15 protein-coding genes and 5 pseudogenes are annotated in these 23,945 nt (G+C 37.7%); 11 read left to right on the top strand and 9 right to left on the bottom strand.

Going from position 1 to position 23,945, the window contains the following annotated elements; translation table 11 throughout:
• Positions 1-71: 71 nt before the first annotated feature.
• From aroC to MF1_RS06920, 6 genes and pseudogenes are all read left to right on the top strand, one after another.
• The gene (aroC, locus tag MF1_RS04535; protein WP_161510569.1) at positions 72-1,172 is read left to right on the top strand and encodes a chorismate synthase; all 1,101 of its coding nucleotides are present in this window, start codon (positions 72-74) and stop codon (positions 1,170-1,172) included.
• A gap of 3 nt (positions 1,173-1,175) precedes the next feature.
• Positions 1,176-2,282, top strand: a complete 1,107-nt coding sequence (ribB, locus tag MF1_RS04530; protein WP_042995558.1) for a 3,4-dihydroxy-2-butanone-4-phosphate synthase — start codon at positions 1,176-1,178, stop codon at positions 2,280-2,282.
• Positions 2,283-2,289: 7 nt separating this feature from the next.
• On the top strand, positions 2,290-2,544 hold the full coding sequence (locus tag MF1_RS04525) for an exodeoxyribonuclease VII small subunit (RefSeq protein WP_014923862.1): 255 nt from the start codon (positions 2,290-2,292) through the stop codon (positions 2,542-2,544).
• Positions 2,545-2,774: 230 nt separating this feature from the next.
• A complete protein-coding gene (gene dxs / locus MF1_RS04520; protein ID WP_161510568.1) occupies positions 2,775-4,697 on the top strand; it encodes a 1-deoxy-D-xylulose-5-phosphate synthase in 1,923 nt (640 codons plus the stop codon).
• A 1-nt stretch (position 4,698) separates the two neighbouring features.
• Positions 4,699-5,435: pseudogene (locus MF1_RS04515) on the top strand (TlyA family RNA methyltransferase); the annotation flags it as partial.
• A gap of 4 nt (positions 5,436-5,439) precedes the next feature.
• Positions 5,440-6,690 (top strand): annotated as a pseudogene (locus MF1_RS06920) (class I SAM-dependent RNA methyltransferase).
• A 957-nt stretch (positions 6,691-7,647) separates the two neighbouring features.
• Here MF1_RS06920 and tldD read toward each other — a convergent pair.
• The gene (tldD, locus tag MF1_RS04495; RefSeq protein ID WP_161510564.1) at positions 7,648-9,066 is read right to left on the bottom strand and encodes a metalloprotease TldD; all 1,419 of its coding nucleotides are present in this window, start codon (positions 9,064-9,066) and stop codon (positions 7,648-7,650) included.
• A 101-nt stretch (positions 9,067-9,167) separates the two neighbouring features.
• The gene (locus MF1_RS04490; protein ID WP_240532101.1) at positions 9,168-9,746 is read right to left on the bottom strand and encodes an invasion associated locus B family protein; all 579 of its coding nucleotides are present in this window, start codon (positions 9,744-9,746) and stop codon (positions 9,168-9,170) included.
• A 357-nt stretch (positions 9,747-10,103) separates the two neighbouring features.
• Here MF1_RS04490 and cyoE point away from each other — a divergent pair, with 357 nt between their 5' ends.
• The 4 genes and pseudogenes from cyoE to rnhA all read left to right on the top strand — a co-directional run bounded on the left by cyoE (position 10,104) and on the right by rnhA (position 13,708).
• Positions 10,104-11,039, top strand: a complete 936-nt coding sequence (gene cyoE / locus MF1_RS04485) for a heme o synthase (protein ID WP_161510563.1) — start codon at positions 10,104-10,106, stop codon at positions 11,037-11,039.
• A 181-nt stretch (positions 11,040-11,220) separates the two neighbouring features.
• Positions 11,221-12,243 carry a 4-hydroxy-3-methylbut-2-enyl diphosphate reductase gene (gene ispH / locus MF1_RS04480; protein WP_161510562.1) on the top strand — a complete coding sequence of 341 codons (1,023 nt, stop codon included), beginning with the start codon at positions 11,221-11,223 and terminating at the stop codon, positions 12,241-12,243.
• A 36-nt stretch (positions 12,244-12,279) separates the two neighbouring features.
• Positions 12,280-13,235 (top strand): annotated as a pseudogene (locus tag MF1_RS04475) (homoserine kinase).
• A gap of 5 nt (positions 13,236-13,240) precedes the next feature.
• Entirely contained in the window at positions 13,241-13,708 is a 468-nt protein-coding gene (gene rnhA / locus MF1_RS04470) for a ribonuclease HI (RefSeq protein WP_011179154.1), read from the top strand.
• Between the two features lie 51 nt (positions 13,709-13,759).
• Here the strand turns inward: rnhA and MF1_RS06915 are convergent.
• Positions 13,760-14,499: pseudogene (locus tag MF1_RS06915) on the bottom strand (protein-disulfide reductase DsbD domain-containing protein); the annotation flags it as partial.
• 71 nt (positions 14,500-14,570) lie between these two features.
• Between MF1_RS06915 and MF1_RS04465 the strand changes: the two are divergent.
• Positions 14,571-15,155, top strand: coding sequence for a YqgE/AlgH family protein (locus MF1_RS04465; RefSeq protein ID WP_014923873.1), 585 nt, complete (start codon positions 14,571-14,573; stop codon positions 15,153-15,155).
• A 47-nt stretch (positions 15,156-15,202) separates the two neighbouring features.
• Here MF1_RS04465 and MF1_RS04460 read toward each other — a convergent pair whose 3' ends face one another.
• The 6 genes and pseudogenes from MF1_RS04460 to MF1_RS04430 form a co-directional block, all read right to left on the bottom strand.
• Positions 15,203-18,088, bottom strand: coding sequence for an EAL domain-containing protein (locus MF1_RS04460; protein ID WP_011179156.1), 2,886 nt, complete (start codon positions 18,086-18,088; stop codon positions 15,203-15,205).
• Between the two features lie 451 nt (positions 18,089-18,539).
• Positions 18,540-19,814 (bottom strand): M16 family metallopeptidase, encoded by a 1,275-nt coding sequence (locus MF1_RS04455; RefSeq protein WP_014923874.1) that lies wholly within the window; start codon positions 19,812-19,814, stop codon positions 18,540-18,542.
• Between the two features lie 58 nt (positions 19,815-19,872).
• Positions 19,873-21,119 (bottom strand): annotated as a pseudogene (locus tag MF1_RS06910) (PALP domain-containing protein).
• Between the two features lie 588 nt (positions 21,120-21,707).
• Positions 21,708-22,073 (bottom strand): hypothetical protein, encoded by a 366-nt coding sequence (locus MF1_RS04440; protein WP_014923877.1) that lies wholly within the window; start codon positions 22,071-22,073, stop codon positions 21,708-21,710.
• A 241-nt stretch (positions 22,074-22,314) separates the two neighbouring features.
• Positions 22,315-22,677, bottom strand: a complete 363-nt coding sequence (locus MF1_RS04435) for a hypothetical protein (protein WP_161510561.1) — start codon at positions 22,675-22,677, stop codon at positions 22,315-22,317.
• A gap of 197 nt (positions 22,678-22,874) precedes the next feature.
• A complete protein-coding gene (locus tag MF1_RS04430) occupies positions 22,875-23,222 on the bottom strand; it encodes a hypothetical protein (protein ID WP_161510560.1) in 348 nt (115 codons plus the stop codon).
• Positions 23,223-23,945 lie beyond the last annotated feature (723 nt).

Raw genomic sequence — 23,945 nt, 5'->3', positions numbered from 1 at the left:
AGAGTCTGTTTGTGCACAGTTCGACGTGTGCTGTGGTTGTGTGTATTTGACGGAGAAACGAGTCATTTTTCATGTCACATAATACATTTGGTCATTTGTTTCGTGTAACAACATGGGGTGAAAGTCATGGTGTTGCTCTTGGTTGTGTCATCGATGGTTGTCCTCCGGGGATTACTTTTACTCTTGCAGAGATTCAGTCTTATCTTGATAAACGCAGACCAGGACAATCCAGATATACAACGCAGCGCCGAGAACTGGATCAAGTAGAGATACTTTCAGGGATTGTTGTTCAGGACGATGGGGCAACATTAGTGACAACGGGAACGCCAATTTCCTTGTTGATTCGAAATACGGATCAGCGTTCTAAGGATTATGGCTCAATTGTCCATCAATATCGTCCCGGTCATGCAGACTATACGTATGATGTTAAATATGGCATTCGTGATTTTCAAGGTGGAGGGCGTGCTTCAGCACGTGAAACGGCAGCACGTGTTGCTGCAGGTGCTCTTGCACGTAAAATTGTGCCTGGTTTGATTGTCCGGGGAGCTTTAATAGCCATTGGTCCTCATAATATTAATCGTGATCGTTGGGATTGGTTAGAGGTTGAGAACAATCCTTTTTTTACACCTGATGCAGAGATGGTGCCCGTTTTTAGTGATTATATCGATACAGTGCGTAAAAATGGTTCATCTGTTGGTGCTCTTGTTGAGATTGTTGCAGAAAATGTTCCGGCGGGTTTAGGGGCGCCTATTTACGCAAAACTTGATCAGGATATTGCATCATCCTTAATGTCGATTAATGCGGTTAAGGGTGTTGAAATAGGTGATGGTTTTGCAACTGCCTGCCTGACAGGAGAAGAAAATGCAGATGAAATGCGGATGGGAAGTGATGGGAAACCAGTTTTTTTATCCAATCATGCTGGTGGTATTTTAGGCGGAATATCGAGTGGACAGCCAATTGTTGCACGCTTTGCTGTGAAGCCTACTCCATCAATTTTAACATCTCGTCGTTCAATTGATGTTGATGGTAATGATGTAAATGTTATAACGAAGGGCCGTCATGATCCATGTGTTGGAATTCGTGCTGTTCCTGTTGGTGAAGCGATGATTGCTTGTGCTATTGCTGATCATTATCTAAGGCATCGTGGTCAGGTTGGGCGCTTTGAAAGATAAATGATGACATATGACCAAAAAAAATTTGTTTCTGCACTTCGGGCTTTTGAACGCGGTGAAATTTTGGTAGTTACAGATGATAATGACCGTGAAAATGAAGGTGATTTAACCGTTGCAGCTGTCCATTGTACAGAAGAAAAGATGGCATTTATCATTCGCCATACAACGGGTATTGTTTGTGCACCTATGCTAAAAGAAGAAGCGCAACGGTTTAATCTTACTCCTATGGTGTCAGATAATAATTCAGCGCATCGTACCCAATTTACTGTTACTATTGATTTTAAACATGGAATAACAACGGGTATTTCAGCACATGATCGTACACTAGCAGTGCGTAATCTTGCTAATTCAAATGCCGGTGCGAGCGATTTCGTTCGTCCAGGACATATTTTCCCTTTAATTGCCCATGAAGGGGGTGTTCTTATGCGTTCAGGTCACACCGAGGCAGCTGTTGATCTATGTAAATTAGCTAATTTGCCCCCGGTTGGCGTTATCGGTGAATTGGTCAATGATGATGGCAGCGTTAAACATGGAGATGAAGTTACAAAATTTGCGCAAGATAATCGATTGCATATAATAAAAGTTTCAGATTTAATTGCTTATCGTCAGCGTAAGGAAATATTGATCAAGCATGTTGGAGAAATGCATATTGAAACACCAGTAGGACCAGCTGTTTTTCAAAGTTATCAACTGCCTTGGGAAACAGTCCAGCATGTTGCAATCATTTTTGGTGATATCCGTGATGGTGAGGATATTCCTGTGCGTTTGCATCGTGAAAACATTATGAGCGATATTTTTGGTCAATCGTCAGATATTATAACTATCATGCGGCGTATGATGGAAAAAGAAAAACGTGGTGTATTTGTTTATTTGCGTGAGGGATCTGTTGGTGTACAATCAGCTGTTGGTAGTCAGGCATTGGCAATGAGAGGTTTGGAAAACCATGTGCAAGCAATTGAACGCGGAGAAGAATGGCGACAAATTGGTTTAGGATCACAAATTTTAAAACATTTAGGGATTAGTTCTGTTATCGTTTATGCTGCTAACGAGCGTCATTATTTAGGTTTGGAAGGTTTTGGAATTCGTGTATCCAGAACAGATATTTTGTGAGGATCACATGAAACAAGAGATACAAACGGGGGATATTACTGCACTAAGTTTTGAGCAAGCGCTTAAGCAGCTTGAGGTTATTGTTGAAAATTTGGAACGTGGGGATGTTCCTTTAGAACAATCAATTGATATTTATGAGCGCGGTGAAGCTCTTAAAAAACATTGCGATAGACTCTTAAAAGCTGCAGAAGCTAAAGTTGAGAAAATTCAGCTTTCAGAGGAAGGCTCCCCGAAAGGTGTGGAACCACTTGATTCGAAATAATGTTAAATAGTTCTGGAATATTGCAAGGTAAGAGGCGTCGTAATCTCGTTTATAGGAACGGATTTTATCAGTTTCTTTTTTATAAAATGAATTAAAATGAGAAAAGCTGTAGATAATTCCACATCGATAAAGTATTCCGATGGAAATGCACCACACCATAAACGAAAGAGTGGAGAAGGCTTATTCTTACCGTTTCACTCTCTTGATAAAATAATATAAGGGAGTTTTTTTTGTCTCGGACATTGACGCCATTGCTTGACCGTATTTGTTTGCCGCAAGATTTGCGGGCATTGCCTGAGTCTGATTTGGTACGTTTAGCTGATGAGTTGCGGACAGAAACAATTGATGCAGTTTCTGTAACAGGTGGTCATCTTGGTGCGGGGCTTGGTGTTGTGGAGCTTACTGTTGCGTTGCATTATGTTTTTAATACACCGGAAGATAGGATTATTTGGGATGTTGGTCATCAAACCTACCCTCATAAAATTTTGACGGGGCGTAGAGATAGAATTCGCACATTGCGCCAAGAGGGTGGATTGTCAGGTTTTACGAAACGTTCAGAAAGTGTGTATGATCCATTTGGTGCGGGTCATTCTTCTACTTCTATTTCAGCTGGTCTTGGTATGACGGTGGCTAGTGCTTTGAAAGCAGAGAAAAGGCGCAACATTATTGCTGTGATTGGTGATGGTGCTATGTCTGCTGGTATGGCTTATGAAGCGATGAATAACGCTGGTGCTTTGGATGCACGTCTGATTGTTATCCTTAATGATAATGATATGTCTATTGCTCCTCCTACTGGTGCAATGAGTGCGCATCTCGCACGATTGGTTTCCCGTCCTGCTTACCGTAGTTTGCGTGAACGGATAAAGATGTTCAGCAAAAAAATGCCAAAGTTTTTTTTAGATAAGGCACGTCGTTCAGAAGAATTTGCGCGTGGTTTTTTGGTTGGGGGAACTTTATTTGATGAGCTTGGCTTTTACTATGTTGGACCAATAGATGGCCATAATTTAAAGCATTTATTGCCTGTGTTGAAAAATGTTCGTGAATATCCTAATGGTCCTGTTTTGGTACATGTAGTAACCCATAAAGGGAAGGGATATGCACCTGCGGAAGCATCATCTGATAAATATCATGGTGTTAATAGTTTTGATGTTGTTACAGGTAAACAGATTAAGACACAAGGCAATGCTCTTGCCTATACTAAGGTGTTTTCTAATGCTTTAATAGAGGAAGCTACGCATGATAATAAGATTGTTGGTATAACGGCGGCAATGCCAACAGGAACAGGGCTTGATGCTTTTGCTGAAAAATTTCCTGAAAGAATGTTTGATGTTGGTATTGCTGAGCAGCATGCTGTAACTTTTGCTGCCGGTATGGCTTGTGAAGGGTATAAGCCTTTTGTTGCGATTTATTCTACTTTTTTACAGCGTGCTTATGATCAGATTATTCACGATGTATCGATTCAAAAATTACCGGTACGTTTTGCCATTGATCGAGCCGGCTTTGTGGGTGCAGATGGTGCGACGCACGCTGGCAGTTTTGATATTGTTTTTTTAGCTACTCTTCCTGAATTTGTTGTCATGGCGCCTTCTGACGAAGTTGAACTGATGCATATGGTACGTACTGCTGCAGCTTATGATCAGGGACCAATTTCTTTTCGTTATCCGCGTGGTGAAGGTGTTGGCATGGATTTACCGCAGCGCGGTGAATTATTAGAGATTGGAAAAGGGCGTGTTCTTCGTGAAGGAAGCAGGGTAGCTTTGGTTTGTTTTGGAACGCGGATGTCAGAAGTGTTGGTAGCTGCTGATGCGTTGATAGCAGAGGGGTTGTCTACGACGGTTGCGGATGCACGGTTTGCGAAGCCTTTGGATAAGGATTTGATGCGCCGTTTGGCATGTGAGCATGAGGTCTTGGTGGCCGTTGAAGAAGGTGCAATAGGTGGATTTGGAGCACACTTATTACAATTCTTGGCAAAAGAAGGGCTTTTAGAGCATGGTCTGAAAGTTCGCACATTAAAATTTCCTGATGAATATTTGAATCATGGTTCACCAGAGAAAGTTCTTTCGCGTATCGGACTTGATGCTGTTGGTATTGTCAACACTGTCTTTACTGCTTTGGGACGCGAAATTCGAACAGTGCAGAAAGTTCGAGTATGAGATGGCTGTTAGAAAAAGACTCGATATTCTTTTAGTTGAAAAAAATTTTTTATGACGCGATCACGGGCTCGTGATGCTATCATACGCTAAACCGTCAAGGTTGATGGCGAAATCATTTTTAAAGCTGGGCAAATTATTTCTGCTGACGCAGAAATTGTTGTTTGTAATCCAGCACGCAATTATGTTTCATGTGCGGCATTGAAATTAATGCGTGCACTTGATGCATTTTCGATTGTAACGGATAAAGTGACAGCCATTGATATTGGTGCATCAACAGGTGGTTTTACGCAAGTTCTCTTAGAGCGTGGAGCAACGCATGTTATTGCTGTTGATGTTGGCCATCATCAATTGGGTGCACGTTTAGCTGGCAACAGTGCGATAACCTTATTAGAAGGCTTGAATGTTAGAGATTTGAAACAGAAACATTTAGGTGGCAGGGAAATTGGTCTCATCATATCGGACATCAGTTTTATTTCTCTTAAACTTGCCTTACCTCCCGTTTTGTCTCTAGCTAAGAAGGGAGCTCAAGCGGTTTTATTGGTAAAGCCACAATTTGAAATTGGTCGAGAAGCTTTTAGGAAAGGTGGGGTATTGAGAAATCTATCAATAGCAAAACAAACTGCTGAAGAACTTTTGATTGGCTAAATATGTGCAAATAGGATGGAGTACAAAGGTTTGCTTCCCTCACCTATTGCAGGCGGTGATGGCAATTTGGAATATTTGTTATTTGGAGAAAAAATGTGTGAGCAACAGAGTTATAATCGACCATAGGAGCGAACGGTTACGGTATTTCTAAGACATTGCATGGCTCTATCTATGTTCCTTTTACTTTACCGGGAGAGGTTGCTATAGTTGCTTTTCATGGAAAGTATGGAGAACTTATTACCTTAGAAGAAAGATCATCAGAACGCATTGATGCTCTCTGCCAACATTTTGAGAGTTGTGGAAGGTGTGTGCTTCAGCATTGGCGTGCTGATGCTTATCGCTTTTGAAAAAAGCAATTAGTTGTTGATACCTTAAAAAACATGGGATCGATGATATCCTTGTTTCTCCTTTGATTGAATGTGAATACCACAATCGTCGACGAATCTTTAACAGCGCTTGCGATCCGGAAAGGTTACATTGTTGGTTTTAATCGCTATTTATCGCATGATGTTATCACACTTGAGGAATGTCCAGTTACATGTTTAGAGATTATGTCTAAACTAGATGATATCAAGGTATTTTGTGCTCTTTTAAGCAATTATACCAAGAGATTTCAGGTTACGATAACAGCTGTTGAAAATGGTTTAGATGTTGCTTTAAATGGGTGTGTGGTGGGGGGATGACGTATTCGTCAGAAAATGGTTCATACAGCTCTTGCGCGTGGAATTACACGTTTATCTGTTGAAGGTAAAGTTTTGATTGAACGAGAAAAACCATTGGTTTACTTTGAAGATGTCTGTGTTGAGTTTCCTGCTGGTGGGTTTCTCCAAGCGACTCTAGAAGCAGAAAATACTATGGGCAATGTTATTTTGGTCCATTTAAAAAAAGCAAAGAATGCTTTGGATTTGTTTTCAAGAATGGGGACTTTTACATTACGTATGGCGAAAAAGATGAATGTTCATGCGGTAGAAAATGATGGGACAGCGTTAGCGAATTTAGATCGGGCAGCACATTTTGCAACCGGTTTAAAGACAGTAACTTGTGAAAAACGTGATCTCTTTCGTCATCCACTTTCTGCGAGGAAATTTGCGTGTTTTGAGTGCGTTGTTTTTGATCCTCCACGTGCTGGTGTGCAAGAATAGGTGCGTGAATTAGCGAAGACAACCATCCCACGTGTGGTGGCCATTTCGTGCAATCCTGTTACATTTGTTCGTGATTTATCTCTTCTTTGTTGCAGGGGGTTACAATAGAACAAGTCATACCGATTGATCAATTTTTATGGTCACCGCATCTTAAAATTGTTACTGTTTTGAGTAAGCGTAAAGTGAATATCAGTTGGGAACTTTAGCTTATTTGAAGGATACCAAAAGAATTATTGAATGAAGGATATTTGATGAGGTTCTATACACCTAAGTTGAGATTTGAGAGAAAATGTGGAGAGGTGGAAACGTTCCATTTGTAAAAAGAAGCAGCATTACTGAGAAAAGTATGACAGTCAAGTGCAGGGATTTTACAAAGGATCTAAGGTTTATTAAATAAGTTTCTCAGATGCGTATAAGGACTGGAAACCCCTTACCGATATTCTTTTGTTGAAGGCGTTCATTTTATTTTAAAAACCGAATGCAAGGACGAGGATTTCTTCTTTCTCTCAGCCAAATGGTGTAGCGCCCATTCATCCATGGCAAGTGGCATAGCATCGATCAACAAGCATTATGAATCCCTTAGAATAAAAAAACAATCAGTTTTTAGAAGCGTTGGCCAAGAATTAAGGGTTATGATGGTGAAGCTGTGAGGATCGATACTACCTGTGTTCTAACTCATTCCTATGTTGCGGGCTATAGATTCTGCTACAGGCTATAGAGAACGCTAGCATAAAAGGAAGCATTGGCAAAAAGCAAATTAAGATTTGACTCTGAAGAGTCAGGCTGGATTGGGTGCCTTGAGCCAAGCTTTGCATTTTCTTCTTAACGACAGGAAACTGGAATGCATTTATCCAAGCAGCTTAGCTTGTTGATTGAGGTGAAAATACAAAAATTATTGCTGATAAAGGTTCTGTTTAGAGGCATAAAGAGAAGAGGTGAGGAAGCAAAATACATCTCTGTCCGTTTTTCCCGCTTAGACAGGAAAACAGTGCAGAACAATAATGAACAATCTTTACAAAGAATGCTAATTTATCGAAAGCTTCTTCAATAAATTCAGACGTCTCTCCTCGTGTTTAGATAAAAAATTTCCTTCTTTTATGAAGTCGTTGGTCTATGCTTTAGTTGTCTTCTGGTTTAGAGAATGAAGTGCATAGAACATAATTTTATGAAAGTGCTGTTCCACCAATTGTCATATTATTGATTCTCAGATGCGGTTGTCCGACTCCAACAGGAACATTTTGTCCTGCTTTTCCGCACATACCGATCCCACTATCAAGTTTGCTATCATTCCCAATCATTGTAATACGTTTCATGGCTTCTGGTCCATTTCCGATAAGGGTTGCACCTTTAATTGGTGCTACAATTTTGCCATTTTCTATTCGGTAAGCTTCGGTACATTCAAAGACGAATTTTCCGGAAGTAATATCAACCTGTCCTCCACCGAATGAGACAGCATAGATACCGCTTTTTAGTGAGGATAAAATTTCTTCAGGTGTTTTATCGCCTCCTAGCATGATCGTATTTGTCATCCGTGGCATTGGTGCATGTGCATAGGATTCACGTCGTCCATTTCCAGTTGGATTAACGCCCATAAGTCGAGCATTTAGCCTGTCTTGCATAAAACCAATAAGTTTACCATCTTCAATAAGAACATTATATCCTGATGGTGTGCCTTCATCATCGACAGTGAGTGAACCACGGCATTTTGGAATTGTACCATCATCAACAATTGTCACACCTTTTGCTGCAATCTGTTTTCCTAAAAGTCCAGCAAAAGCAGATGTTTTTTTACGGTTGAAGTCCCCTTCCAATCCATGGCCTACAGCTTCATGAAGCATAACACCGGGCCATCCATTGGCTAAGACAACATCAAATGTTCCTGCTGGTGCTGCTTCTGCTTCTAGGTTTATGAAAGCCATACGCAAAGCCTCATCAGCAGCCTTTTTCCAATTTTCTTCGCTAATAAATTGGCTAAATGCTTGCCGTCCACCACATCCATAGAAGCCATTTTCACGCCGTTCACCTTCAGCTGCGACCACAGCTATAGAAAGCCGTACAAGAGGACGGACATCACGAACAAGATATCCGTCAGCACGTAAAATTTCGACATGTTGTAGTGAGCCGGAAAGAGAAACAGTAACTTGATGCAATTTATCATTTTTTTCGCGTAAATAGGTATCAATTTTTTGCAAAAGTTTACTTTTTTCTTCAAATGATGGAGTATCCAGGGGATTATGTGGTTGATAGAGTCTTTTGTTTGTTTGTTGAGGTGCTGCGCTATAAGGTCCTCCATGATTATTATAGGTAACAGCTTTAGCTGCTTCACTGGCGCGTTTGAGCGCAGCAGCTGATAATTCACTAGAGTGAGCATACCCAGTAGCTTCTCCTGCAACAACGCGCAGACCAAATCCCATATCTTGATGAAATGAGCCATTTTTAAGCTGTCCGTTATCAAATAAAAGCGTTTCGCTTTCTGTATACTCAAGGTAAAGTTCGCCATCATCAGCATGATGAAGTGATTCTTGCACAAGTGATTGCACTTTAGATGAGGCAATATCAAAATGATCAATCAGGGATTTCATTGTGGTTATCCTATTTTATTTATATCTGAAAGATTTCTATTTTTGAGAAACTATAAAATGAACTTTGAAATGCTTTGATTCATTAATATGTATAAATTTGACTAAGTTGGTAAATTTGTATAGGCATCATTAAGTCCCTGAAGGTCAACGGGGGTTCCGATTCCTTGTTCGGGGGTTGTGAAGATAAAATAGGTTGCTATTTTACCTTTTAAAAAGAGTTGTAATATGTCTTTTTTAAGAACAGCTTCAGCAACGCAATTATCACCGAGACAACGGCGATATTCCATTTTACCTAGATCTTTATCGTCAATTTTAAGTCCAACACCAAGGCGTAGTTCAACGCGAATCGGAACGAAAACACGCATCAAAGCACCTTGATTTTTAGGAAGTTTATAAAACGTAACGCGCAAGGTAATATCAGGGCGATTTTGTGTGTGTACGTTTTGCACAACTTCACATTGTATATTAGGTGTACCTGGTGGCAGAGAACAAACCTTTGTCCATGCGCCGTAGCTTTTTGGGGCAGGGACAGTTTGCATGTTAGATGTTTGTGCGACAGCGTGCTTGATAGAAACATTATAGAGTGTGTAAATAACAGCACAAAAAAAGAAAGTTTTTTTTAGCAATTTATAAAGTACCACAGAAAGCCTTACCTGAATCCACACGATGCTATCGTGCATAGAGTTACATAAAAAGTGAATTTTCGAACTAAAATTATAACACAAAACCATTCTCTACCAAAACATATTAATCCATAGACATGAAAGAAAATAAAAAGTAAAAAACAGTATTTTATAGGAGAAAAAGCTTTTGGCATTGCTTTAGAATGTTTGCTGTAATGTATTTTGTTTTTGTGATAAATTTTAAAATGAAAGAAAAAATGTATTTTTATTACAAATGTTTCTCTCTTTTTTTAATGGATATATGTATAAGAGAGATATCCTCTATGTTTTCAAAATACGCATATTAATTGGTCATTCTCATATGCCAGAAAGTATTTGTTTGTGGACGACAGAGATTGAAGGTCTTTGAGCAGAATGTTTGTTTCAAGAGAATTATCGGATGCAAGTGGTAAATCAATTCCACCAAAATCTGGTATTTATGATTATATCACATTATTAAAACCACGGGTTATGTCACTTGTTGTCTTTACAGCTCTGGTTGGATTAGTTGTATCACCTGTTTCTATAAATCCATTGTATGGTTTTTTAGCAATTTTGTGTATTGCCATAGGCGGTGGTGGTGCGGGGGTTCTTAATATGTGGTATGATGCTGACATTGATGCAGTGATGAAACGTACCAGAAATCGTCCCATTCCTAGTGGTAAAATCAGTTCCAGAAAGGCATTTGTTTTTGGCATGGTTCTTTCTATGCTTTCGGTGTTGATGATGGGGAAACTCATTAATTGGTTTGCAGCATTTTTTCTTGCCTTCACAATCTTTTTTTATATCGTTATCTATACAATTTGGCTAAAACGAAGAACGCCACAAAATATTGTTATTGGTGGTGCAGCTGGAGCTTTCCCACCTATGATTGGATGTGCTGCGGCAACCGGTACAGTGAATATTGAGAGCTTTTTATTATTTTTAATCATTTTTATGTGGACCCCGCCGCATTTTTGGTCTCTTTCTCTTTTTTCGTCTCTTGATTATGGTGCAGCAGGCATTCCAATGATGCCTAATGTACGAGGCGAGCGTTCAACAAAAAAACAGATCTTATTTTACACTATTCTTATGACAATATCCGCCGCTGGACCTTTTATCATCGACTTTGCGGGAATTTTCTATGCTATTTTTTCGACGATTTTGAGCGTTATCTTTATTTATTTTGCCTTTCGTTTGTGGAAAGCTGATACGTATGATGCAACTATTTTGATGGCAAAAAAAACATTTTTCTTTTCGTTATTTTATTTAGCAGCTATATTTGGAATTCTTTTGATTGAATTTCTTGTTTGGTATTTTATTATCCTTTAGTGTAATGAAATTAAAGAGAAACTTTTTAAAGAGCCGTCTGAATGCCGTAAAGGTATTTTATAGAGAGGGGCTGTGACAGAAAAGGATAATATTTTCAATTTTTCTCTTTACACTGTTTATAGAGTGCATAAAAATAGCCTGTTTGGCTATATGATCAAAGTTATAAAATTAAGGTGGGTTTATGTCTGTGCCTTCCCCTTTAATAATACGTCTTTGTAGTCCGCGTGGATTTTGTGCAGGGGTTGATCGCGCTATACAGATTGTCCTTCTTGCATTAAAAAAATATGGTGCTCCAGTTTATGTTCGTCATGAAATTGTGCACAATCGCTATGTGGTTGAAGGATTACAGCAACGAGGAGCCATTTTTGTGGAAGAACTTGATGAGATTCCAGAAGAACATCGCAATCAGCCTGTTGTATTTTCTGCGCATGGTGTCCCAAAATCTGTACCAGAACAGGCTAATCGTTACAATCTGTTTTATCTTGATGCAACATGTCCGTTGGTTTCTAAGGTTCATAAACAAGCGATGCGACATCAACGTCATGGCCGTCATGTTATATTGATTGGTCATGCTGGTCATCCTGAAGTGATAGGAACAATGGGACAGCTTGAAAAAGGAGCTGTTACTTTGATTGAAACGATAGAAGATGCTTTGCATTATCAGCCAGATGATCCAGATAAATTGGGGTTTGTGACGCAAACAACACTTTCTGTTGAAGATACAGCAGGGATTCTTGATGTATTACAGAGACGTTTTCCTGCGTTGGAACCACCGGCTGCCGAATCAATTTGCTATGCTACGACGAATCGCCAAAATGCTGTTAAAGCGGCGGCACTGGGGAGTGATTTATTTTTGATTGTTGGTGCACCGAATTCTTCTAATTCACGACGTTTGGTAGAAGTTGCTGAGAGATTTGGTGCGCGGCAGTCTATTTTAGTTCAACGGGCTGATGAAATTGATTTTGATCGTCTGGGTCCTCTTTCTGTTGTGAGTCTTTCAGCAGGGGCTTCTGCGCCTGAAATTATTGTTGATGAAATTATTTCAGCTTTTCGTGAACGTTATGATGTTACAGTAGAATTGTCTGAAACAGTGGTGGAAAGGGAGACATTTTTGGTCAATCGGGAATTGCGCAATGTTATTTTAACGCCTCAAGATATGGCTTTTGTGAATGGTCAGTCTGAAACGCTAAAAAACAAAAACTAGGATACATAAATGCCTACAATGAAAGCAGAATAATGGCTGGTCTATACAGATATTCATTCAAATGATTTGAAGGCATTTTTGACAGGTTACTCGATCGGTTCACTTCTCTCATATCAAGGCATAGCAGAGGGGATCGAGGGCTCTAATTTCTTGCTTAATACAACAGAAGGTAGATGTATTTTAACGCTTTATGAAAAACGTATTTCAAAAGATGATTTGCTTTTTTGTAGTTTTATGCGGCACTAAAAGAGCCAGGGAATCCCTTGCCCTCAACTGGTTATTCAGAATGATGGGACAACGATCGGTGAATTAGCAGGAGGTTCTGCTACTGTTATTACTTTTTATTTTAGGAAGGGATGTGGGTTCGTCAATCAGATGTCTGTTGTTGCTACGAGGTAGGGGTTAGTTTAGCATAATTACATTTAGCAAGAAAGGATTTTTCACTTATATCTTCGGAATACTCTTTCTCTTGTGGATTGGAAGATTTTATGGAAAAGCTGCCAAACGAGAGAAGATGTGTTGCTTAAAAAATTTGGAAAAAATTGATCCCGAATTAGCTTTTCTAGAAGAAAATTGGCCGTCGAATTTGCCAACAGGCATCGTTCACGCTGATTTATTTAATGATAATGTGTTTTTTAAAATCATAGTCTTTCTTATATTATCGATTTCTATTTTGCTTGTAATGACTTTTTGGCTTATGACTTGGCAATCTGCTTGAATGCATGGTGTTTTGAATATTACATCCCTATAATCTTATCAAAGCACGTGTGCTATTAGAAAATTATCAAAAAATGAGAACATTGGTTCCTTTAGAATTGAACACGATTGTTCCGTTGGCGCGTGGTGCGGCTTTAAGCTTTTTACTCACACGCTTTTATGATTGGTTTAATATACTGCTCGGTAGTTTTGTTGTTAAGAAAGATCCATAGGAATATTGGCACAAGCTTTGTTTTTTAGTAAATACGGGTTCGCTGTGTAAGCTAGGGTTTTGAATTTCATGTTAAATCAACAGAAAGTTGTTGAAATTTATACAGATGGTGCTTGCTCTGGTAATCCTGGAGTTGGAGGGTGGGGAGCGATTTTACGCTGGAATGGTCATGAACGTGAACTTTACAGTGGAGAAGTGCAAACGACCAATAATCGAATGGAATTGATGGCAGCGATTTGTGCGTTGAAGGTACTTAAAGAGGCTTGTTCGGTTGATCTTTATACGGACTCGGTTTACGTGCGCAATGGTATATCCTTATGGCTTGAAAGATGGAAAATGAATAATTGGCGTACGACGTCAAAAAAAACTGTTAAAAATATCGAGTTATGGAAAGCTCTTGAAGATGTTTGTTCTCTTCATACTATTAGATGGCACTGGGTAAAAGGACATGCTGGACATCCAGATAATGAGCGTGCAGATGCACTGGCACGTAAAGCAATTACTGAATATCGCAAAAATGGGTACTTTTCGGCATAGCCTTTTGGGGGAAGCTTTCTCTTTTATCACGGAGTAACGAGAGGGTTTGCTTGCTTGCAGATGGAGTGTGAATGTTCCACTTAAGGCGTGATCTTTAAAGAAAACTGTATAAAAAATTGTTTGGTTTGTTTTCTTTGGTATGAAATGGGTGGGAGCGCTAAAGAGCATATACTCGATGTTCTCACTTATTTTAACTCATTATGTGTTCGTTGGGCAAGGCATCCTGAGCTTTCTTTAACAAGGATAAAAGGAGGTGTTTGTTTTTTGAATGGATGAAGAAAAAGTAAAGTTAATAGTAAACGGAAGGCAAATTTTATTACATAATCCAAGAGTTAAAGAACCAATGAAATTATTACTTGCATTGGAGATAGTAAAAGGCAATAGAACTTTATTTTTAACCTATTGGCCAGTTGTTTTCTGTTTCATAAAGCTGTGGGTGGTGTGGGATAAAATATTTCATAAGAAACCTGTCGCTTGAAATTAAAAAATGGTGCCATACCTGAATTGCCTGGATTACGCCAGTATGTTTTCCATCCAGATTTAAGCATAATTTCAATAATGCCGTTTCTTATTCCAGATAGAGATGGTCTGGTGAGAGCTAGTCTGATGCGTCTTCCATCTGATTTCATACCAAAGTGTTACAAAAAGATATGATTTTTATTTTTTTGAATGCTAACTGAGAAGTTAAGTAATCCTAAAATTAAGAATGTTAAGCTTAAAGTAACTAAAAGTTTTTTATAAAATAAAATTGAAATACTTTGTAAATTTATAAAGATTTGAATTTTTTTCATTTGCGCTTTATTTTCTTTTTGTAGTAACTGTTTTGGATTTTAACATGCAATTTATGGAGAATAACAGATTAATGAAGCAGCGTGATGGCTTTTTAGGTGGGCAATTACTCATAGCAATGCCTGGGATGAATGATAACCGTTTTATTCGTTCTGTAGTTTATGTTTGTGCACATTCTGATGCTGGTGCTATGGGGATTATTCTCAATCAATTGCACCATATTGATTTTCCTGAGCTCTTGCTTCATCTTGGGGTGATAAGCGGCGTTCAAAAAAAACATCTTTCTGAGCCAATAAAAAATTTTCCTGTACGTTATGGCGGACCTGTTGATCCTTTACGTGGTTTTGTGCTCCATTCGGATGATTACACTTGTAAAGAAACTGTTCTTATTGCAGAAAAAATCTGCTTTACTGCAACTATTGATATTTTAAAAGCGATCAGTTGTGAACAAGGTCCTCAACATGCACTTATAGCGCTAGGTTATGCTGGATGGAAACCGGGACAACTCGAGACAGAAATTTCTACAAACGGCTGGTTGATCAGCCCCACATCGCCTAGTTTTCTTTTTGAAAGCGATTTAAGTCGTAAGTATGATGAAAGCTTGATTCGCATGGGAATTAACCCAACCTATCTTGTTTCTGAAATGGGTCATGCGTAGAGAGTGTTACGATTTTCCGAGTTTTTTATTCAACAGTTTTCTCTCTACTATGTCTTTATTTTATAAGGGAAGTGGTTTTGAACGAGAGTGATTAGCTCTTCGATAGCAATTGGCTTAGTAACAAGTGTACTTTGAACATATTTACAGCCTTCTTGGCGCAGGAAGATCGCTTCTTTTTCATTTTCAACGCCTTCTGCGATAATTTGCAAATTAAGATCAATTGCCATATTGATGATGGACTTGAGAACAAGTTTTTTCTTAGGCGAATCGATAGAGATAAGCGAACGATCTAATTTAACCATATCGAATGGATAACGGACGAGATAGGCAAGTGATGAATAACCGGTTCCAAAATTATCCAGTGCCAGATTCATGCCTAGTGTTTTAATTTGTTCAAGAAAGTGCGCCGATTGTTCAGGATTTTTTCTCAAGACAAATTCTGATATTTCTATCATCAAGCTCTCTTTGTTGAGCGGGTGGCGAAGCAGAGTGGAGCGCAATTGATTTATGAAACGAGGATGAATCATTTCTGCACTTGGTAAATTGATTGAAATAAAGAAAGATTGTTGGAGGAATTTTTCTTGTACATTTATAAGATCAATAACGGCATTATCGATGATAAATTGTGCCAAATCCATAACGATTTGTTCATTTTCTACGATCTTGATAAAATCAGAAACATTTAAATTTCCATAATTTGGATGGTGCCATTCTAAAATTGTTTCAAAACCAATAATTTGTCCATCTGATAAATTAAGAATAGGATGGTAGAGGATTTTTATTTCATTACGTTTTATAGCATAATGAATGTCTTGCCCCATGGTGTTATGCCCGAGGTCCAAACTACGAAAATTGGGGCGAAAAGGTTCAATATGATTGCCACCCATTTGTTTTGCGCGGATCATCGCCAGTTCACTATCATTTAAAATATCTTTAGCAGTTGATCTGCTTTCACTCCATGTGACTAGTCCAATTGATGTTGAAAGCGTTATTTTTTTTTCTGTAAGTGAAATAGGTGCTGAGATTGTTTTGTGTAGATGATCTGCAAATGCTGCAATTTTCTGTGGTTCAGTTTCACTGAGTAAAATGATTGCAAAACGGTCTGCGGAAAGACGTGATAAGGTATCTTGAAAGTTAATAAGACGGCTCAAACGGCGTGCTATAATGAGCAGTACAGTGTCGCCAACAGCTATGCCTAATTTACGATTAATTTGACGGAAATTATCAAAGTCAATCATAAAGACGCTTGGTCTAACTTTGATATTTGCTTTAGCCAAAGAGGTATAGTTTTGTAGTCTGTCAAAAAAAATTTGTTGATTAGGGAGTCCCGTTAAGCTGTCGTGAATTGCATCATGCAATAATCGTTCTTCGGCTTTTTTGTGGTTAGTAATATTGACAATGCTCCCAATAACACGCGTAATTTTTCCATCTTTTTGCATAGCTGGACGTGCGCGGAGAGAAAACCAATGATAATAACCACCACCGGCAGAAAGCCGAAAAATTTGATCAATGCGTCCCTTTTTATTTTTTAGAATGATATCCAGGACAGCTTGAAAGCGCTCACGATCATCGTAATGTAAAGCTGAAATCCAGTTGCGCATAGTACCATTGAGTTTTTTGGTTTCAGTTCCAAAGAGGGTCTTCATGTCTGGATGCACAACAATGCGGTCACGTTCGACATTCCAGTCCCAAATAATATTTCCAGCTCCCTTTGCTGCCAGCACTTGTTGTTCAAGGTCGGAAAATATTCCTTCATGGAAAGCGTCATTGGAAAAAGTTTGTTGCATGACAGTAAAGCTAATGAGAAGGACGATGAGCACTAAACCACCTGCTAAAGCTGGTTGGATAATGTCATTATTTAAATATCCTGCTATGCATGCATAGGCTCCAAAACACCAGAAGCTAATGAGTAACCATGTTGGGATAAGCATGATTGCGCGGTCATAGCTTCGGATCGAAAAATAACTGATTAAAACTATACCAAGCACAACGGTGAGGCCAAATGATAAGCGCGCGATTCCAGCTACTCTTGTTGGGTCGTAAATAGCAAATGCTCCTAAACCACAAAGAGCGATAGTCCATGCGATTGCACCATAACTGAAGCGATAGTGCCAGCGATTAAGGCATAGGTAGGTAAAAAGGAAAATGAAGAATGTGGCGGCAAGCGCTACTTCTGTACCAGCACGCCAGATTGGTTGTGTTGTTAATGTAACTGCAAAGAATTTATTTAAAAAGTTGAAGTCGATGCCAATATAAAAAAGAACCGCCCAGGCGACAGCAGCTGTTGCAGGAAAGAGACCTGTTCCACGAATGACAAAAAGGACAGTTAATAGAAGCGCTAAAAGACCTGATATACCAAGAAGAATACCATGATAAAGCGTATAAGAATTAATTGCATCTTTATAAGCTTCAGGTTGCCATAAATAGATTTGTGGCAAATTTGCAGAATTAAGTTCTGCGACAAATGTAATAACAGCGCCAGGGTTAAGTGTAATACGAAAGATATCAGAGTTTACACTGGATTGACGATCAAGAGAAAAACCTTCACTTGGAGTGATGGATTGAATTCGCGCTGATCCAAGGTCAGGCCGAAGAAAACCAGAGTACGCCATGCGATAATGTGGGGCAACGATAAGACGATCAATTTGTTCATTTGTGGGATTTGCAAGAGAAAATACTGCCCAATTTCCAGAAAAATTTTCACTTTTTGCCTGTACCTCAATACGCCATACGATACCATCTGGTCCTGGCACTGTACTTGTTTGAAAGATAGAGTTGTTCGTATGATAAATTTCGATTGCTTTTGAAAGATCAAGAGCGGCATCCTGAGAGGAAATTTTAACAGGCTCAATTGCTTGTACTGATGTAAGGTGGACAAAAAAGCTGACGATTACAACAAAGGTGATATTAATTATTTTACGCAAACTCTTCACAATATTTTACTCTCAGTCTTTGTTTATAATGTTTAATTTTAATTTATCTTTTCAAGAAAATACGTCCACCTTTTATAATTTATTCTACATAACGAGCGGTTATCGTTTCCTTTTGAAAAAGTTATGTGATTTGCACAAAGATAGGTTAGATATCTGTTTGCTTTAATGAAACCTTGAAACCGATGGAATTTTATTTTTGGAGAAAGAAAATTGAAGCCATTGATTTTCAGATTTCACAGATATAATTCTCTTACTAGATCCTTTATCACATGAAGCGTGAATTGAATAGTTTTGTACGGCTCTTTGATAAATATTTTCCAAACTTTCAGGAAGAAGAATTTTTGTGGTAAATTTTGTCATATAATACGTGCATTATTATTTCATCTCCTTTTTAAGGTAACTTTCTCATAGCCATAGATGCACTAAAGCGTTTGAAAAAAATTATTTAGTCTTACTTTATATTGGGTGAAAGTGTTGATGTTAAATCATCAAAATTCATGAGGGAGCCAACAGGTCCGACAGCTGCTAATGTTGGAGTGGAATTGATAAAAAGACGATGAGCTAAATCAGTTAATCTTGCGGGCGTAATAAGCTCTAAGCGTTCAATTGTTTCAGATAGAGGAATTGGTCGGCCATAAAGAAGCATTTGGCGGGCAATGAGATTGGCTTGGCTAGATGGATTTTCCTGTGACATTGTAAGGCTAGCACGATATTGTGCTCGTGCTCGTTGAAGTTCACTCGCATGGATGTTTTTGCTTGCCTTAGAGAGCTCATCGAGAATCACAGGAAGAAGTTCTTTGAGTCCCTCTTGTCCGGTGGCTGCGTGAACGCCAAAGAGTCCGGTATCTGAAAACCCCCAATGAAAAGCATAAATAGAGTAGCATAATCCACGTTTTTCTCTCACTTCTTGGAAGAGGCGCGATGACATGCCTCCACCAAGAATAATTGAAAGAATTTGGGCAGCATAAAAATCACGCGCATGATAGGCGCGTCCTTCGAAACCGAGAACAACTTGCGTATCCATTAAATCGCGATATTCACGAAAATCGCCGCCAACATAATTGGCAAGGTTAGTGAGGGGTGCTATTGAGTGGGAACGAAAAGTGCGAAAATGACTTTCGACTTTTTGCAGGAAATTTTCGTGCTCTACAGCGCCTGCCGCAACTACAATCATACGGTCTGCGCTGTATTGTTTATCCATAAAACTATGGAGGTCAGCAGATGTAAATGATTGAACTGTTTTAGGGGTTCCTAAAATAGAGCGACCAAGAGATTGATGACGAAAGGCTGTTTCAGTAAAGTGATCAAAAACAATATCATCAGGTATATCACGAGCGGCACCAATTTCTTGAAAAACCACTTGTTTTTCCCGTTCTAATTCATCTTCATCAAATTTTGAATACATCAAAATATCGGCTAAAATATCAATGGCAAGCGGGATATCATTTTTGAGTACGCGTGCAAAATAGGCAGTTGTTTCCGTACTTGTGGTGGCATTGATTTCACCACCGACATCTTCAATATCAGTTGCAATCTGAAAGGCTGTACGGTTTTCCGTTCCTTTGAAGGCCATATGTTCAAGAAGATGAGCGATGCCATGTTGCGAGAAGGTTTCATTGCGTGAACCGACTTTAACCCATATTCCGAGCGCTACACTGTCAATTTGTTGCATTGTATGTGTGGCGATAGTCAAACCATTACTTAGGCGACTGATATCTACACCCATGTGTTTACGACTCCGTTAAACAAGCCAAATACCTCATTATAAAAGTATTGGAATATTTTTAATTTGAATTAATGCAGCTAACCTTAATAAGATGCAGCAATTTTAAAGAAATGTAATCTTTTACTATTTTTTCATCATTAGCAAGACCTATGAAGCATTTTTCGCGTTCCATAAAATCGTTTCAAGATGGCAATGGAGTATCAATTCCACAGGGATTTTTGATTGCATCAGGAAATTTGGTAGGATGAGCAGTCGCAAGGACGATCATTGGAATATGTGTTTTTTTGTTTTCCCGAGTTACTCTTAAGGGCAGCAGCTGTACGTGGATCAGCGAAATAGCCGCTTTCTTGATAAATATTATCAATTGTTTGCGCTGGTTCAACTATACTACTTTTTCCGGCAGAAAACAGGGGGGAAATACTTTTGAAGTGTTTTTCATTAAGATTAAAATGTCTTGATTTTTGCAAATTTTCCATTGCATTGCGAATTTCATACTGGATCATGATTGCTACTTTCAAACATCAAGCGTTCAAAATTAGAAGAGACTTGAATATACATAGAAGGTGATATTATGTGGGTTATTGGCCGTATTTCATAAGTGCCGCTGGTCAATGTGCGTGCGAGGATGTCATTATCATTCGTCGGAATGATCAATTGTGCAATGGGTAACTCCATACCGGTAGCAACATAACCCGCAAAAATATCACCGAAATTTCCAGTACAAACAGCAAATGAGATAGGTCTGTCAGGAGCACTTAGGAAGAGTGTAGATGAAGATAGTAAACAATTTGCGCCATCATACACGCCCTTTAGCAAACAAAATAAAAATTTCTGAATGTTCTTTTCCAGTGAAGGCTTAGGCTTGTTGCAGCACTACTTGTATTACCTGATGTGGCCACCAATAATCACTGCGTGCCTATTTTTTAGTGAGAATGTAATCCATCAGTTTAGAAAGAAATTCATTGCCACATTTTTAAATGCCAAAATAGGATCATGAAAAAATTCAAGAATAAATTCATCTGCACCAGTTTGCAGCAAAAGATAAGTTGCTGGATGACGAAAATAGTATGAGATTCGGCAATCATATTCTTAAAAGGTGTATATTCAATCTTATTACTCAAAGGGTCAAAGAAGTGTTTTAGCGGTTTTTGTGTAAGATTATCCACGGAGCGCTCGTAATGCATCAAGTGATAATTGAGGAAATTTTTCTGGAAGATAAGGAGCTCCATCGCTCGCTAACTCAGCCATGATAGTTTTAGTAAAGCCTAAAACAGAAGCCTCATCTTTCGTGCTGATATATTTCATATTTTTAACAATATTTAAATTATTAAATGAGTGAAAGTTTGTTTGCTTATGCTTATAAATAGTTAAAAGCAATGGCATTGGCTATTTCGAGAATTGAGATATAAAACACCAAATATTCAGGAAAAGTGTGTCATAGTTCAAGAGATTTATCTCTGTTATTCGTTCATTTATTTTAAATTTATGCTGCTTTATTTAGGTTCTTGAATATTGGGAATTAAGATATAGGATAGTATTTTGTGAAGAGCTTTTTTTGCAGAAACGCAATTGCTCGTGTCCATTTTTTTCTTTATTTTATTAAAGACTTATATGAAAATCAAGTTCTTCCAGCTATGATTCATATTAGATGGTTTATGAGGAAATTTCATGGCGTGTATACACTATGCATTTGAAGTTATCTTTTTCAGTATAAATATCAATTTTTATGCCGATATTAGCATTGTGCTACATAGCATTGTTGATAATGAGAAAATTTATCGATAAAAAGCACAAAAAACAGCTTCCCAATTACTTTAGGGAAACTGCAATTTAAATACTCTCTTTATTTAATAAGAGAAAAGATAATCGGATAGATTTGGGGATTGTTTAACTTTACTTATTACCGGCTATCCAACCGATTACCGCGCTGAATATAGCCATAACAAATCCACTCAATGCTCCAAAACCTAAAGCTCCTGCTGAAGTAAAAACTCCTAATTTGAGGGGCGTAAACAACGATACCTTCTCAACTTTTCCTGCGAAGTCAGTTTCATTTTCTGCTCCATGATTTAAACTTGGAACATAGAGAGCAGCCATATTGATTGCTTGCTTCTTTCCTTGTTCTATTACAGAAACAGAAGTGTTTACTGTTTGAGGGCTATTTCTTAAGTGAGTTGCATGAACATTTGCAACTTGTGAAAGAGAAAAAGCACTCGCGATTAAAATACTTAACCCATAATTTTTAAGTAATTTTTTCATAATTTCACCTCAAATATTTTCTACATTTAATTCAAATGAGCAAGCGAAGCGGTGGAGTTTATGAACGCAATGAAAGGAAAAAAAAGCGTTTATAAACTTTGCTGCTTACGGTGAAGGAACTCGCTATATGTTTTTCGCCAAAGAAACAGCACATAGCTCTACTATCTTTTGCCATCTTTCTATTGGAAAATCTTTTTATGAATTTCCAACATTGAAATGGAAGATTTTATGAGTTCTGATATCAGGATCCTTTGATAGCTGCTATTATTTTGAATACTATCCACCCTAAAAATATGCTTATTGTACCTGTTCCATATCCAGCTAACATCCCAATACCGAAATTCCCTAATGTAATGGATTCAGCTACCTTCTCAACTTTTTCTTCGAAGTCAGTTTCATTTTCTTCTCCATGATTTAAACTTGGAATATAGAGAGCAGCCATATTAATTGCTTGCTTCTTTCCTTGTTCTATTACAGAAACAGAAGTGTTTACTGTTTGAGGGCTATTTCTTAAGTGAGTTGCATGAACATTTGCAACTTGTGAAAGAGAAAAAGCACTCGCGATTAAAATACTTAACCCATAATTTTTAAGTAATTTTTTCATAATTTCACCTCAAATATTTTCTGTTATAAATATAAATTAGCAGATACATCGAAAAAGCCAGTAAATGCAGATCTTGTCTTGATATATTTACACGACGGTTATTGCTTGCGATAAGGAACATATGCTTCATTATATGCTTTAAAATAGTTAGTAGACACATAAGGACGCTATTTCTTAGCACTTTACACTGGGCAATCTTATTTGAAGAGTGATGCTATTTTCGCTATCCAGTCGATTAGCGTTCCTATTATACTTATTGCGTATCCAACAGCTGCCACTCCCATAGTTATGGTGAGAGGTTCAAGCACCTTCTCAACTTTTCCTGCGAAGTCAGTTTCATTTTCTGCTCCATGATTTAAACTTGGAACATAGAGAGCAGCCATATTGATTGCTTGCTTCTTTCCTTGTTCTATTACAGAAACAGAAGTGTTTACTGTTTGAGGGCTATTTCTTAAGTGAGTTGCATGAACATTTGCAACTTGTGAAAGAGAAAAAGCACTCGCGATTAAAATACTTAACCCATAATTTTTAAGTAATTTTTTCATAATTTCACCTCAAATATTTTTTATTTTTAAATTAAATGAGTAAACGCATGAATGAATACAGTAAAAATACCTTACGTATATAAACAAATTGTGTTTACACATCAATTAATATATAATCGTATATATAACATTATGTATATTTAGTCAATAAATAAAAATTCATAATGAATTTATAATTATTTTAATTTTGAATAGATTATAAAAACAAGAAAGAGATTTTAAAATATTAGCTATGTATGCCTTTTAAAAGGCGTGAATTTTTAATCTGTATCACGCATTTTTTATATAAATTGTAAATTTTCTTTAATTTTAAACGTGTCTTTATATTTTTTATTTAAAAATCATAGAAAATTAAATGAATTGATTCTTGAGTAAATTTTAGAATTAAAAAATATATTAATTTATAATGAAAAATATTAATTATAGAGGTAATAAGCGTAAAGTATCACATTTTTATTTTATGAAGTTTCAAAATATTAAAATATATAGTATTGGTGATATTTTAAGGTTATATGTGTTTTTTTAATATATTGATTTATAAAATGGAATTTTAATAATTTTTTTAAAATTTGATAAGATACTTGATCAATACTCCATTTATTCGCAAATGTGCAGTAAAAATGGGACATGGAAAATATAATATGACGGTTAATAAAAAAGTTCTTGGAAAATCATATTAAGTTTATTGATGGAATTTTATCCATAAGGGTAACTGCTATGAGT

Origin of the sequence: Bartonella quintana, assembly GCF_009936175.1 — a bacterium.
Classification (GTDB): Bacteria; Pseudomonadota; Alphaproteobacteria; order Rhizobiales; family Rhizobiaceae; genus Bartonella; species Bartonella quintana.
The sequence above is the reverse complement of the archived record's forward strand: the minus strand, read 5'-3'. Positions and strand labels throughout refer to the sequence as shown.